Source organism: Cytobacillus firmus DS1 (genome assembly GCF_000565285.1).
Lineage (GTDB): Bacteria > Bacillota > Bacilli > Bacillales > Cytobacillaceae > Cytobacillus > Cytobacillus firmus_A.
Map to the genome: position 1 here is coordinate 65688 of NZ_APVL01000009.1, position 15163 is coordinate 80850.

A 15163-nucleotide genomic window follows, 5' to 3' on the forward strand; every position below is an offset into this window, starting at 1 on the left:
TCTGTTTTTTCAGCCTATTAAAGACCTCTTTGCTCTACTGGAATGTATTTTTGCATTCCCGGGCCTGTATAGTCTGCACGCGGGCGGATCAAACGATTATTCTCATATTGTTCGAGAATATGAGCCAGCCAGCCGGATACACGGCTTACAGCAAAAATCGGCGTAAACAGGTCATGGTCGATTCCCAGGCTATGATATACAGATGCAGAATAGAAGTCGACATTTGGCGGAAGTTTTTTCTCTCCGGTAACGATCGCTTCAATTTGCGTGGACATTTCGTACCAGTGTGGTTCCCCGGTAAGTTCTGTAAGCTTTTTAGACATTTCTCTTAAGTGCTTGGCACGAGGATCGCCCTGACGGTAAACACGATGGCCAAAGCCCATGATTTTCTCTTTCTTTTCAAGCTTTTCACGGATATATGGCTCTACATTTTCAAGCGTGCCGATATCAGTAAGCATTTTCATTACCGCCTCATTGGCACCGCCATGCAGCGGCCCTTTTAATGCCCCAATAGCAGCTGTAACTCCTGAATAAATATCTGACAATGTGGCTACACATACACGTGCAGTGAAAGTGGAAGCATTCAGTTCATGATCCGCATGAAGAACCAGTGCTTTATTAAATGCTTCAATTGCGATTGGTTCAGGCTCTTCGCCTGTAAGCATGTATAGGAAGTTGGCTGCAAATCCAAGATCTGTTCTGGGAGCAATTGGTTCAAGGCCTTTTCTTACCCGTGCAAATGCCGTTACGATAGCAGGCATTTTTGCTTGAAGGCGAATTGCTTTTTTATAGTTTGCCTCTTCATCCATCTGGTCTGCTTCTTCATCATAAAGTCCTAATAGAGACACTGCAGATCGAAGGGCAGCCATTGGATGCACTTTGTCAATTGGATATGTTTTAAAATGGTTCAGTACTTCCTCTGGAAGAGAGTAGTTTGCTGCAAGCTGACTCTTTAACTCATCCAGCTGTGATTGAGCAGGAAGCTTTCTGTGCCATAAAAGATAAATAACCTCTTCAAAGCTTGCATTTTCAGCCAAATCATCAATATTGTAGCCCGCATAGGTTAATGTATCGTCTATGATGGAGCTGATAGACGAAGTAGTAGCTACTACCCCTTCAAGACCGCGTGTTACTGTCATACCGAATCTCTCCTTTACATAATAAGATTTCCCCATACCCATTTTTGTCTGTACATTAAACATAAGTAAGCCGAACCTGATTTTTCATCTTTCAGAAAAGCTTCCTCGTCATGTCCACATTCTGTTTTATTTTTTTTGGACACTATTATAGGGCTGCAGGACAGCTATTGAAAAGCCGGCTGTATTAGCCGATCTACAGACCAAATCCATGAAAGCCGGAACTTTCATTTATGAAAAGCACTCCCTTTTTATGGAAGAAATAAACTTTCTCTTGGCATGCATTAATCGAGCGGTTGCTCGGTACTCTCTTAAAAAAAAAGAAAATGCTTACATTTTTTCTTAAATGAAAAAAATAAATATATTAATAACATTTTAATAGAGCTTAACTGAATTTAATAGGTACCGTGAAATAGGTTACGCTTACAAGTCCTATTATAAACAATTATCTGACTTTTGTGAATGAAAAGCACTTAATTTGTTAAAAAATATTATTTTTCAAGAAAAGTTTATTTACATTATTGCCCAAAGGCAATGAGAATTCTAAGAACATTCACTTAAAAAGCTCAAAGACTTTCATTGCCATATACGCAATCCCAGCCCCTATCAGAGGACCGACAGCAATACCTTTAAAAAGGGAGACAGCAAGAATGGTCCCCAGAACAAGAGCAGTTGTTATATGGGGATCTTCAGCCAGCAATACGATGCCGCCTTTTGCCAGAAGCGCAACTGCAATCCCTGAGACAAGAGCAACCCACGCATAAGGGGATTTAAATGCACCGCCTAAATCCCGGAAGCCGATTTCACCACTGGCTATAGGTGCAAGGACAGCAATTGTAATAATGGTTACACCCCAGTTAATCCCCTTGGACTGCAGAAATGAAAAGGCTTTTGAATCCAGGCCGGCTGCTTTAAGGATAATCAAAACAAAGACAGCAATGATCAGTGATTGATTTTTTGCTATTACACCTATCCCCAGTAATAGAAACAAAAAAATGAGTGATTGGGAAAACATCTGCTAATTCACCTGCCAGCTTTCTATATTATCGTAACATAATTTAAAACAATTTAATAATTTCTGGGTTCTTTGGCGGATTTTTAAAAATAGAATATGTATTAATAGACAATATCTAATTATTTTAAGCTCTTGCAAAATTGATGTATGATATGACTAATAACATTACATAAAGCAAAGCGGCAATGACTTAGTCTGTTCAAATTCATTAAGGAGGCTATTACTTGAACCCGGCATATATCTATCGGACCGTAAGATTTTTCTTTGTCATTGGAGTGGTGATCTTAAGTCTCTATGCTTTCTTATATTTATCCAAAGTGACTTATCCTTTCATTATTGGACTGGCCATTGCCTTTCTAATTAACCCCTTGGTCAATATAATGGAGGTTAAATGGAAAATACCAAGGGCCCTCGCAGTCCTCATTGCACTGATACTTATCTTTGCCATTTTTGCCGGATTAATCACTTTACTGGTGGCAGAGATCGTATCAGGTGCGGATTATTTGGCTAAAGTAGTGCCGCAGCACCTCGATACCTTAATTGATTTTGTTGAACAGTTCTTTGCTGGGCAAATCATTCCTCTTTATAACCAGCTGGCAAGTTTATTTAATAATCTGGGAACAGGACAGCAGGATACCATCATGAATAATATTGAAAATGTCGGGAAGCAATTTGGCTCTACACTTGGAGATTTTATCCAGTCTTTTTTCGAGAAAATCCCGAACATTCTTTCATGGTTTCCCAATGCAGCAACGGTCCTGATCTTCTCGCTGCTGGCCACTTTTTTTATCAGCAAGGATTGGCACAGGCTTTCAGGTATATTCAGCCGCATGCTGCCCAGCCGCGCAAAAAAAAGCGGCAGAACCGTATTTGCCGATCTGCAGAAGGCTTTGTTTGGCTTCGTCAAGGCACAGGCTACTTTAGTATCTATTACTACGGTCATCATACTTGCCGGTCTTCTGATTCTGCGTGTCGATTATGCCATCACGATTGCACTTGTGACCGGTCTTGTCGATATTATTCCATATCTCGGAACAGGGCTGATTTTTGTGCCATGGATTATATATGAGGCAATCGGCGGAGAAATGAGCAGGGCACTCGGGCTGGGTATTCTTTATATCATCGTGCTGGTCCAGCGCCAGATAATGGAGCCAAAGATCCTTTCATCAAGCATCGGGCTTGATCCTTTAGCTACCCTGATTGCTTTATTTGCCGGTTTCAAGCTGATTGGTTTTCTGGGCTTGATTGCAGGTCCGGTTACTCTTGTACTCATCACTACTCTTCATAAAGCTGGGGTATTCCGGGATATCTGGATGTTTATAAAAGGCAATGAAGAAGCCGATTAGGATGAAAAATTTGGCCATCGTCTTCAGTCATACTATGCAAAGAATTGGATATCGGGCACTTGCCTCACCTAAAGATTTAAATGTCCCCGCTCAGTGCAATCATGCCACTGAGCGGGGACAAGAGCTCGCGAGGAGAACTAATAATCATGGGATGTCATTTTCCATTAAATTAAACCAGCCGCTCCAATGTAACGGAGCGGCTTTATATAGCTATTTTTACCTGATAATCGTGATCGTTCCCTTGTTCATCCATTTTTTCAAACCTATATAAAGGATATTTTTAAATCTTTTTCTAGCCGAAGGAAGAAGCAATGTAAATCCTAATGCATCTGTAATGAACCCCGGTGTAAGAAGCAAGGTGCCTCCAATAAGGATACATGCCCCATCAAGAATGGCATCTCCAGGCATTTGCCCGCAGCTCAGCTGATCCTGTATTTTTCTGATTGTTTCAAGGCCCTGCTTTTTAGCAAGATAAGCACCGAGAACACCTGTAAGCAAGATAATCGCAAGTGTAGGCCATATCCCAATGGTGTTGCCTGAAAGAAGTAAAACACCAATTTCTGCAGCTGGAACGATTATCATCAGCAAGAGAATGTAGCGCATCAAGCCACCTCTATTTTGTTTAAGACTTACCATTATTATATCAAACCAGGCATTGAGAATATAACAATTTGTCCGGGAAAATCAAAAAAGGAAGGGTATCCCCTTCCTTGTACAAATCCAATTATAATACGCTTGCGTGGCCATTATAAATTACACCGCGCTGAGAGTCAACTGTGACTTCCTGTCCATCTTTCAGCAGGCTTGTTGCATTTTCAACCCCTACAATGACAGGTATGCCAATATTAAGGCCAACAACAGCCGCATGGCTTGTAAGCCCGCCTTCTTCTGTAATAAGCGCACTGCATTTCTCAATCGCAGGCACCATTTCACGGTCAGAGCCGATTGTAACCAGAATAGATCCTTCTGTTACTTTCGCCAATGCTTCCTCTGCATTTCTTGCCACAACGACTTTTCCAAAGGCTGATTTGCGCCCGATTCCTTGTGCCTTAGCAAGGATATCCCCCACTACATGAATTTTCATTAAGTTGGTGGTACCTGCTTCACCCACAGGTACACCTGCTGTAATTACTACTAAATCTCCTGAAGCAACAATTCCGCTGTTCAAGCTTTCTTCAACAGCGATATCAAGCATATCGTCTGTTGTAGACGCTTTTTGGCCGATTTGAGGGTACACGCCCCATGTTAAAGATAAACGCCGTGACACATAGTCATTTGAAGTAACGGCAACGATTGGTGCTTTTGGGCGGTACTTGGAAATCATCCTGGCTGTATGACCGCTTTCAGTTGGTGTAATAATTGCGTTAACATCCAGGTTAAGAGCTGTATGTGCCACTGATTCTCCAATGGCATCAGTAATGTTATGCTCATTATCTTTGCTTCGATTTGAAAGGATTTCTTTATGATCTAATGCAGATTCCGCTCTTGATGCAATATTATGCATCGTCTGCACAGCCTCGACAGGATAAGAGCCCGCAGCCGTCTCACCGGATAACATGATCGCATCAGTACCATCAAAAATGGCATTTGCTACATCACTCGCTTCTGCGCGTGTTGGACGCGGGTTGCGCTGCATGGAATCCAGCATTTGGGTTGCAGTAATGACTGGTTTCCCCTGTGCATTGCATTTTTTAATTAATTTCTTTTGTACGAGCGGCACCTCTTCTGCTGGAATTTCAACTCCAAGGTCTCCTCGCGCTACCATAAGTCCGTCAGAAATTTCAAGAATTTCTTCAATATTATCTACACCTTCCTGATTTTCAATCTTAGGAATGATGTTGATATAAGATGCATTATGCTCTTCAAGCAGCTGTCTGATTTCCAAAACATCAGATGCCCTGCGGACAAAAGAAGCGGCAATAAAATCGACGCCCTGTTCAATTCCGAAGATGATGTCCTGTGCATCTTTCTCCGTTATGCCGGGCAGGTTCACTGAAACACCTGGAACATTGACGCCTTTTTTATTTTTTAGTGTTCCGCTATTTAAAATTTTTGTGTGGATTTCACTGTTGGCCTTATCAATCTTTGTCACTTCCAGACCAATTAAACCGTCATCAAGCAAAATTTTGCTTCCTGTGTGAACATCTTCAATAAGGCCTGCATATGTAACAGAAAACTTTTCTGCTGTTCCTTCAACCTCATTCATGGAGATAATAATGTTTTCCCCGGCTCTCAATTCAATCGCGCCATCCACCATATTGTTTGTGCGGATTTCCGGCCCTTTAGTGTCTAAAAGGATTGCTACAGTCTTGCCTGTCTTTGCTGAAGCTTCACGGATATTTTGAATTCGCTGTCCATGCTCCTGGAAATCACCATGAGAGAAATTTAAACGGGCAACATTCATCCCTGCTTCAATAAGCTGTGTTAACTTTTCAACACTTTCACTGGCAGGTCCAATAGTACAAACGATTTTCGTTTTACGCATAATAATTTACCTCCTGATTTGATGCAGCTTGTAAGAAAAGCGGAAGCGCCTTGCCCACCCCCGGCAAGCACAAGACGAGCCTCCCAGAAAGGCGTTCTTTGCCTTTTGGGAGGATTGCTCGAAATGTGGAGGCAATTGCCCAGGGACGACAGGCATAAGACTTTTCCTGTTAGAAGGCGTTTTTCCTTCTGAAAGGAAACGGCTTATGATCCCGAGTCCCTAGGAGCCGCAACTAGACAAACTTGTGACCTCGAGGGGGTAGGCGCTGGAGCTAGACAGTTATCTAACTTCAAATTTTTATTATTCTTATCTTACCAGCACTGACGCTTTATAGCACTTAATGCCGGCTTGTATCTGATAGATTAAATAGACAGCTCTTTCGAAAGTTTGTATAGATCCAGGTCAAGTGTATGCTCTCTATCCAATATTTCAATTATATCATGGTCAACCAGTTTATTATTTTGAATTCCTACTGCACGTCCGCCTTTGCCTTCAAGAATAAGTTCCACTGCGTATGCTCCAAGGCGGCTCGCCAGCACCCGGTCGAATGCAGTTGGGGATCCGCCCCGCTGCATATGTCCAAGCACGGACACCCTTGTATCAAAGTTTGTCGTTTCTTTGATTTGCTTGGCAAATTCCACTCCGCTGCAGACTCCTTCCGCAACTACAATGATACTGTGTTTTTTGCCTCGTTCATGTCCCTTTTTCAGTCTCTCTGCAATTTCATCCATACTATAGCCTGCTTCAGGAATGAGGATTGTCTCCGCACCGCCTGCTAATCCTGCACATAAAGCGATATCTCCTGCATCTCTTCCCATTACTTCAATGATAAATGTTCTTTCATGGGAAGTAGCTGTATCACGAATTTTATCAATTGCATCAATAACCGTATTTAATGCTGTATCAAAGCCAATAGTATATTGCGTTCCCGGAATATCGTTATCGATAGTGCCAGGTACGCCCACACAAGGAAATCCATGCTCTGTCAAAGCTTTTGCTCCACGGTATGAACCGTCCCCGCCAATTACTACAAGACCTTCAATGCCGTGCTTGTTCATTTGTTCAATGCCCTTTTGCTGGCCTTCTTTTGTTTTGAACTCTTCGCTTCTTGCCGAATGCAGGACTGTACCGCCGCGATGGATGATATCACCAACCGAACCGAGGTCAAGCTTCTTAATATTTCCTGACATCAAGCCGGAGTATCCGCCATAAACACCATACACTTCAATATTATGATAGATCGCTTTACGGACAACTGCACGTACAGCCGCATTCATGCCAGGAGAATCGCCGCCGCTTGTTAAAACTCCTATTTTCTTCACAATAATCACCCCAAATGTAATTTATATCACTATAAGAAAGCGTGTTTTCTTGCTGAGCTGTATTTAACAGCCTATATAGAATGTACATGCCTGCCCGAAAATTCTGTATGTAATATAGGCTCCATATGTAAAGCAGAGCATTTTATGCTTATCTTATTATTGAACAAAACGCTATTGAATATTTCTAAAATACCATGAAGAAGGGAGCATCTCAACTTAATCAGACAATTTCAAAGAAATACAGAATTGTCGGGATACTGAAAGCGTTTTATATATAAAAAACTGCATTTTTCCACTATAAGGACAGGTATTACCTAACTCTCCGCAGCCGGGAAGAAGCCCCGATTCTGCACAGCGAGTTATAAAAAATAAAAACGTGCCCGAAAGCACGCTTTTATTTTACCCCAATAAATTCCTTTAAAAACGAATATTCGCCAATAGATTTGAACTTGTTGTACCGGTGATCGATCAGCTGATCTTCAGTAAGATCCATCAGATCCTTCAATGAGTGAGTAAGGACTTCTTCGATTTCCGCAGCCTGAGCCTTGACATCCTTGTGGGCCCCGCCCTTTACTTCTTCAATAATAAGGTCTACCACACCCAGTTCTTTTAAATCCGGTGCAGTGATTCTCATGGATTCTGCAGCCTTTTTAGCCTGGGTTGCATCTTTCCAGAGAATAGCAGCAGCTCCTTCTGGAGAAATAACCGAATAAGTGGAGTTTTCTAGCATATGAATATGGTTTCCTACACCAAGAGCCAGAGCTCCGCCGCTACCGCCTTCACCAATGACGATACAGATAACCGGGACTCTGAGGCTTGCCATTTCAAACAGGTTCTTGGCAATTGCCTCACTCTGTCCTCGTTCCTCTGCAGCTTTCCCGGGGTAGGCACCCTTTGTATCAATGAAACAGATAATCGGCCTCCGGAATTTATCGGCCTGCTTCATAAGCCTTAATGCTTTGCGGTAACCTTCGGGATGAGGCATGCCAAAATTTCTGCGGATATTCTCTTTCGTGTCTTTTCCGCGCTGGTGGCCGATGACAGTAACCGGAATTCCTTTAAACTTCGCGATACCGCCAACGATCGCTTCATCATCACCAAAAGCACGATCTCCGTGACACTCGAAAAAATCCTCAAAAAGATAGGTAATATAATCCAGTGTAGTCGGCCTTGCGGGGTGCCTCGCAATCTGCACACGGTCCCACGGCTTCATATTTTCATATATATCGACTTCTAATTTTTCCAAGCGCGCTTCCAGCTTCTCTATCTCAGAGGATAGATCTACATCGGCTGTTTTGGTAAACTCTTTTAATTCAGCAATCTTTTTTTTCAGTTCCATAACCGGACGCTCAAATTCTAATTCTCCTGCCATTTGAAGTCACCTCCTGGTTGATGTATGGATAAAATAGCTGATATCTTGTCTTTTAACTCTGTTCTAGGAATTACTGCATCCAATTGACCACATTTTAATAAGAATTCTGCTGTCTGGAAGTCTTCCGGCAATTCTTCACGAATCGTCTGTTCTATGATCCTGCGCCCCGCAAATCCGATCAAAGCACCAGGTTCTGCCAGATTATAGTCCCCCAATGAAGCAAAGCTTGCAGACACACCGCCTGTTGTCGGATGAGTCATGATTGAGATAATGAGACCTCCATTATCACTGAATCTTTTTAGTGCTACACTAGTCTTGGCCATTTGCATCAGGCTCAAGACGCCTTCCTGCATTCTTGCACCGCCTGAAGCGGTAAATATTATAAAAGGAACTCGCAATTCATCAGCTTTTTCAATGGCACGGGTAATTTTCTCTCCGACTACTGAACCCATGCTTCCCATTCGGAATGTGGAATCCATAACAGCTACTGCAATTTTTTGACCATCTACAGTGCCTGTCCCAGTCACTACCGCTTCATTTATCTTTGTCTTTTCCCGATCCTTTTCCAGCTTATCAATATAATCCGGGAAATTCAGAGGATTTTCAGAAATCATGTTCGCGTTAATTTCTTCAAAACTATCAGCATCCAAAAAGCTTACCAAACGCTCTTTTGAATTCATGGTATGGTGGTAATGACAATGGAAACACACTTTAAGGTTCTTGACCAATTCTTTGGTATACATGATTTTCTTGCAGTTTGGACACTTTGTCATGATTCCTTCCGGCACATCCTGTTTTGCCGTTTCCGATGGAATGGTTGCATATTTCTTCTTCTTCGTCTTAGTAAAAATATCTTTAAGCAAGATGAAACCTCCCTGATAATCGCTGAATCACTTCCATTAATTCCAATAGTGGTCAGACCACTATTGTAAAAATGAATGCCTAACTTTTCTAGGCTTCATTTATGCTTGTCTAATTATTTAAATATAGATGATATCAAAAATAAATTCTGCAAAAAATTGTCGTTAATCCTTCGACAAATTTCTCAGTTCTTTATATACACGAATAACTTCGGAATCTTTTCTGGAAATCAAGGTATCAATCAGCTCCGCATATTGCTGTTTGGTTATCATCATTTTCTCTAAATCCAAAGAATTATAATAATCTTTGAGAATGATCCAAATACGGAGGAAAAGATGATTTTCTGCAAGTGTGACGATTTCAAGGAAAAAGTCATCATCGGTGTAGTCTGCTTCCAGCGTCCACTTTCTGAACCTGAGAAGCCGGTCTTCACCAGCCTTTTGAATAATTAGCCATAAACAATCAAGTTCGATCAGAAACTTGGTTTCTTTAACATCTCTTATAGATTTCTTATCCTGAAGAATAAACGTGCTAAGGAGCTGTACGAGCTGATGACCCCTAAAATCCCTCATGAAAGTCCCCTCGCCTCTCCTTGTCTCAATTAAGCCAAGAAGTTCAAGGGCTCTTAATGCTTCCCGAACCGAAGAGCGCCCGACACCCAGGCGCTCTGACAGCTCTCTTTCGGAAGGCAGTCGATCTCCAGGCTTAAGTCCATCATGTTCAATCATGGACCTAAGCTGTTTGACAATGCCGATATAAACCTTCGTGTTATTTTGAGGTGAATTCACTTATGGAATCACTCACCTTTTCCAATGACTGCAAGTTGCTTCGTTTTTTCCTTCACTTCTTCAGGATCGACTTTAATGCGTGCAACGCCGGTTTCCATAGCTGCCTTTGCTACAGCAGCTGCAACTTCCGGTGCGACACGGGGATCGAATGGGCCTGGGATGACATAATCCGCATTCAACTCATCCTCATGCACCAAATTAGCAATGGCTTCTACAGCTGCCACTTTCATTTTCTCATTGATATGAGTTGCTCGGACATCCAGTGCTCCGCGGAAGATTCCAGGGAAAGCCAGCACATTATTTACCTGGTTGGGAAAATCGGATCTTCCGGTTCCAACTACCATTGCCCCAGCTGCTTTCGCTTCTTCAGGCATAATTTCAGGAGTTGGATTAGCCATTGCGAATATAATTGGATCCTGATTCATAGTGCCAATCATCTCAGCTGTCAGGGCTCCAGCAGCAGAAACTCCGATGAATACGTCAGCCCCTATAATAACATCTGCAAGGCTTCCATTTGCATTCTCACGATTCGTATACTTTGCAACTTCATTTTTAATTTCATTCATACCCTGCGGGCGGCCTTCATAAATAGCTCCTTTAGTGTCACACATAATGATATCGCGTACACCGTAGCTGTATAAAAGTTTAATAATGGCAATTCCGGCAGCACCGGCACCATTTGCCACAACCTTAATTTCATTCATTTTCTTTCCGGAAAGCTTCAAGGCATTTACAAGGCCTGCCACAGTTACAATGGCAGTGCCATGCTGGTCATCATGAAAAACGGGAATATTTGTTTCCTTCTTTAATCTTTCCTCTACATAAAAGCAATTGGGAGCAGCAATATCTTCAAGGTTTACGCCTCCAAATGTAGGCTCAAGAAGTTTTACAGTCTCAACAATTTTATCTACGTCTGTCGTATTAAGGCAAATTGGAAATGCATCCACTCCTGCAAAACTTTTGAAAAGTACTGCTTTTCCTTCCATTACAGGCAGGGCAGCTTCCGGCCCGATATTCCCCAGTCCCAGCACTGCTGTTCCATCGGAAACAACCGCGACCATATTGCCTTTCATCGTATATTCATAGACAGTTTCCGGCTTATCATAAATCTCCTTGCAGGGCTCAGCAACCCCCGGTGAGTAAGCAAGACTTAAGTCTTTGGCATTTCGCACCTGTACTTTAGATTTAGATTCCAACTTCCCTTTATTAGCTCTATGCATATGCAAAGCTTCTTCGCGTAAGGTCAAAATTTTCACTCCTCATATTCCGGATAGGATTATATAAACATAGACTTGACATATACATGCTTTAAATCCTGCTGCAGTTCTGTTTCATTATCAGATAGAGCAGGACTTCTCTTTCTCTCACAGTGGTCAGACCAGTTTATTTTTCTTCTTACAAATATACCATAATTGTTATTGATGTAAAGGGTAATTACTTTAAAACGATGTTATTCCGGCCAAGCAGCTGCATAAGCAATTTCAGGAAATCCTCTGTTGGCGAGACCAGGTCCTCTTCACCCAGACGAATAGTTTTTCGGGAGCTTTCATAATACAAAACCACTTGAACGCGGCCTTCATTTTTCTTAAATAATTCTTTGAGCAAACGAAGATTTTCCGTTGTCTCCCGATCCTCAGTAATTCTTAAATACAAAACGGGATCTTTGTTTTGCATTATTTCAATGGCTTCCTTCACATCATCCAGATGCTGTATAATCAGCTGCTTTTTTCCGTCCCGTTCCTCTATCTTTCCCTCCGCTAAGACGATGTTTCCCTGCGAGCAGAGCATTGAAAACCGGTTAAACACCTTGGGAAAAACAACCGCATCCATATCTCCCGTCTGATCGCTCAAGGATAGAAACGCCATTGGCTCTCCTTTCTTCGTACGAATCTTTTTCACATCGGATAAGTAAGCAACTGCTTTTGCCTTATTTACTGTTTTATCCAGTTCAGCCAGCGGACAGGCTCCCAGCAGGGAAAAATAGGATTCGTAAATCGAAACGGGATGATCTGATAAATACAGGCCAAGCACATCTTTTTCAAATCTTAGCTTGTCCTCGGAACTGATAGGATCTACTTCTGTATATTTAGGCTTAGGAAAAAACTCATCATCCTCAAAGAAATCAGCTTGATCATCTTCCGGCATAACAAGCTGGGCATGCTCCGCAGCTACATCCAGGCTGGCCAGAAGAACAGCTCTATCTTCTCCGAATTCATCAAAGCTGCCTGAATGAACAAGCGATTCGAGGATCTTGCGATTGACTGCTTTTGTTGAAACCCTTATGCAAAAATCAAACAGATCTTCAAAGCGCTTATTTTTTCTCGCCTGAAAAATATCTCTTAAAGCTGCTGCACCGATTCCTTTTATCGCAGCCAGACTATACCTGATAGAATCTTTCTCTGCCAGAAATGAGTAGCCGCTTTTATTAATGGAAGGCGGGCTGAGCGTTAAGCCCATCTGTCTCAGTTCTCCGATATATTGGGCAATCCTGCCTTCATTTCCGATAGCTGAAGTCAGCAGGGAAGCCATAAAATGAAGAGGATAATGAGTTTTCAAATATGCCAGCTGATAAGCTATGAAACTGTATGCAACAGCATGACTCCGGTTGAATCCATAATTTGCGAACCGGACGATTAAGTCATAAATGTCATGAGCGGTTTGTTCATTATAGCCTTTATTGACTGCTCCCCCAACAAAATGGACGCGTTCACGGTCAAGCACTTCTTTTTGCTTCTTGCTGACCGCTCTCCGAAGCAAATCAGCTTCACCCAGTGAAAATCCGGCCAGTTTTGCAGCGATTTGCATAATTTGTTCCTGATACACGATGACACCATACGTATTTTCAAGAATAGGCTTCAGGTCAGGATGAGGATATATAATCGGCTTCCTTCCATGCTTCCTGTCAATAAAAAGAGGGATATTTTCCATTGGACCCGGACGATAAAGGGCATTGACAGCCACAATATCTTCAAACCGCGTTGGCTTAAGCCTTGTCAGCACACTGCGCATCCCCTCAGATTCCAGCTGGAAAATACCTGTTGTATCTCCTCGTCCCAAAAGACTGAATACTGCCTCATCATCCAGGGGAATTTGTTTTATATCAATCTGTGTGCCTGTCTTTCTCTCAATAGAGGTTAAGATATTCTCAATTAATGTCAGATTCCTGAGACCGAGAAAATCCATTTTCAAAAGGCCGACATCCTCCAGATGCTCCATTGAATATTGGGTCAAATAAACATTTTCATGCCCCTTTTGAATAGGAATGGCCTCAACAAGCGGATGCTCGCTTATGACAACCCCGGCAGCATGAGTGGATGTATGTCTTGGGAGTCCTTCCAGTTTGACAGCTGTTTCAAATAGTCTCCGATTTAAATCGGATTCCTGGGTGAATCTTCTTAAAGGCTCTGATTCTTTGTAGGCCTCTTTGAGACTGATGCCCAATTTGGAAGGTACTCTTTTTGACAGCATGTCCAGTTCTTTAGGATTAAGCCCAAATGCCCTGCCGACATCCCGGAGTGCTGCTTTGGCAGCCAGGGTCCCAAATGTAAGAATTTGAGCCACATGCAGTTCACCATATTTCCTGGATACATACCGAATTACCTCATCTCTTCTGTGATCCGGGAAATCGATATCAATATCAGGCATGGAGATTCTTTCCGGATTAAGGAACCGCTCAAATAGCAGCTGATGCTCAATGGGATCCACATCTGTTATATAGAGGACATAAGCAACCATTGAACCGGCTGCGGATCCCCGCCCTGGACCGGTTAAAATGCCATTTTCTCTCGAAAACTTCATAAAATCCCAGACAATTAGAAAATAATCACTGAATTTCATGTTTCTGATTATGTTCAGCTCATAACGCAGCCGATTTTTATGCTCAGCATCACCATCCGGATATCTGTCAGCAAAGCCCTGCCAGCACACTTCTTCCAATAGCTCATCGGTACTCTTGCCTTCTGCAGCAGGGTATTTAGGAAGGTTCTGTTTATCCAGCTCAAGCATTACATTGCATTGATCAGCAATCATAATTGTATTCTCTAAGGCATCTGGATACCCTGATAACAGTTCTGCCATTTCCCCGGATGACTTTAAGTAATACTCATTGCTCATCAGCCGTTCTCTATCTTCATCCTGAAGCTTTTCTCCATTTTTAATGGCCAGCAGACACTCATGGGCAAAAGCTTCCTCTTTTTTTATGTAACAGACACCATTTGAAGCCGCAAGGCCAATCCCGGTTTCTTCGGAAAGCTGAACCAGGAGGTCATGGATTTTTTTTTCTTCATGCAGCCCATGATCCTGTAAAGCGAAAAAGAATGAACTTGGCTCAAAAATGCTGCTGAAAAGTTCGGCTGTCCTTTTTGCATGGCCGTATTCATCCGCCACAAGGAATTGTTCTATCTCCCCATCCATGCCTGGAGTTAAGGCAAACAATCCTCCGGCATAGTGCTTAAGCCATTTAAGAGGAATGCCTTCGGGCGATTTTGTCTGGACTGTACTTGTGATTTTTAACAAATTCTGAAACCCCTGCTGGTTTTTAGCCAGGATGACCAATGGATAAGCTTCTCCTTCAGATATCTCGCTTAGTACATCCACAGAGAGTCCCAGGATCGGTTTTATGGACTGCTTAAGACATTCTTTATAAAAGGCGACCGCCCCGTACATGACATTCCGGTCCGTTAGAGCCAGGGCAGGAAACCTATTTTCTCTGGCGCTTGTCACAAGCTGCTCTATTCTTGCCGTGCTCGACAGCAGGCTATATGCGCTATAGACATGAAGGTGAATAAATGACACGTTTCTCACACCCTTAATTTCTGCTATTTTCATTATAGAACGCC

At 42.4% G+C, this 15163-nt stretch carries 11 protein-coding genes; 1 reads left to right on the forward strand and 10 read right to left on the reverse strand.

What is annotated here, in order from left to right:
* Positions 1 to 17: 17 nt before the first annotated feature.
* The gene (gene citZ / locus PBF_RS13200; RefSeq protein WP_035330292.1) at positions 18 to 1139 is read right to left on the reverse strand and encodes a citrate synthase; all 1122 of its coding nucleotides are present in this window, start codon (positions 1137 to 1139) and stop codon (positions 18 to 20) included.
* Positions 1140 to 1689: 550 nt separating this feature from the next.
* Entirely contained in the window at positions 1690 to 2151 is a 462-nt protein-coding gene (locus PBF_RS13205; RefSeq protein WP_035330293.1) for a DUF441 domain-containing protein, read from the reverse strand.
* Positions 2152 to 2375: 224 nt separating this feature from the next.
* On the opposite strand from PBF_RS13205, the gene ytvI reads away from it, so the two are divergent.
* Positions 2376 to 3497 carry a sporulation integral membrane protein YtvI gene (gene ytvI / locus PBF_RS13210; RefSeq protein WP_035330294.1) on the forward strand — a complete coding sequence of 374 codons (1122 nt, stop codon included), beginning with the start codon at positions 2376 to 2378 and terminating at the stop codon, positions 3495 to 3497.
* Between the two features lie 216 nt (positions 3498 to 3713).
* Here ytvI and PBF_RS13215 read toward each other — a convergent pair whose 3' ends face one another.
* The 8 genes from PBF_RS13215 to dnaE all read right to left on the reverse strand — a co-directional run bounded on the left by PBF_RS13215 (position 3714) and on the right by dnaE (position 15119).
* Entirely contained in the window at positions 3714 to 4100 is a 387-nt protein-coding gene (locus PBF_RS13215; protein ID WP_035330295.1) for an FxsA family protein, read from the reverse strand.
* A gap of 121 nt (positions 4101 to 4221) precedes the next feature.
* Entirely contained in the window at positions 4222 to 5982 is a 1761-nt protein-coding gene (pyk, locus tag PBF_RS13220; RefSeq protein WP_035330296.1) for a pyruvate kinase, read from the reverse strand.
* A 362-nt stretch (positions 5983 to 6344) separates the two neighbouring features.
* Entirely contained in the window at positions 6345 to 7304 is a 960-nt protein-coding gene (gene pfkA / locus PBF_RS13225; RefSeq protein ID WP_035330297.1) for a 6-phosphofructokinase, read from the reverse strand.
* A 394-nt stretch (positions 7305 to 7698) separates the two neighbouring features.
* Positions 7699 to 8676, reverse strand: a complete 978-nt coding sequence (gene accA / locus PBF_RS13230; RefSeq protein WP_035330298.1) for an acetyl-CoA carboxylase carboxyl transferase subunit alpha — start codon at positions 8674 to 8676, stop codon at positions 7699 to 7701.
* The gene (accD, locus tag PBF_RS13235) at positions 8661 to 9539 is read right to left on the reverse strand and encodes an acetyl-CoA carboxylase, carboxyltransferase subunit beta (RefSeq protein ID WP_035330299.1); all 879 of its coding nucleotides are present in this window, start codon (positions 9537 to 9539) and stop codon (positions 8661 to 8663) included. The genes accA and accD overlap by 16 nt, the downstream gene beginning before the upstream one ends.
* Before the next feature lie 162 nt (positions 9540 to 9701).
* Positions 9702 to 10325 (reverse strand): FadR/GntR family transcriptional regulator, encoded by a 624-nt coding sequence (locus PBF_RS13240; RefSeq protein WP_035330300.1) that lies wholly within the window; start codon positions 10323 to 10325, stop codon positions 9702 to 9704.
* A gap of 8 nt (positions 10326 to 10333) precedes the next feature.
* Positions 10334 to 11572, reverse strand: a complete 1239-nt coding sequence (locus PBF_RS13245; RefSeq protein ID WP_035330301.1) for an NAD(P)-dependent malic enzyme — start codon at positions 11570 to 11572, stop codon at positions 10334 to 10336.
* Positions 11573 to 11759: 187 nt separating this feature from the next.
* A complete protein-coding gene (gene dnaE, locus PBF_RS13250; protein ID WP_035330443.1) occupies positions 11760 to 15119 on the reverse strand; it encodes a DNA polymerase III subunit alpha in 3360 nt (1119 codons plus the stop codon).
* Positions 15120 to 15163 lie beyond the last annotated feature (44 nt).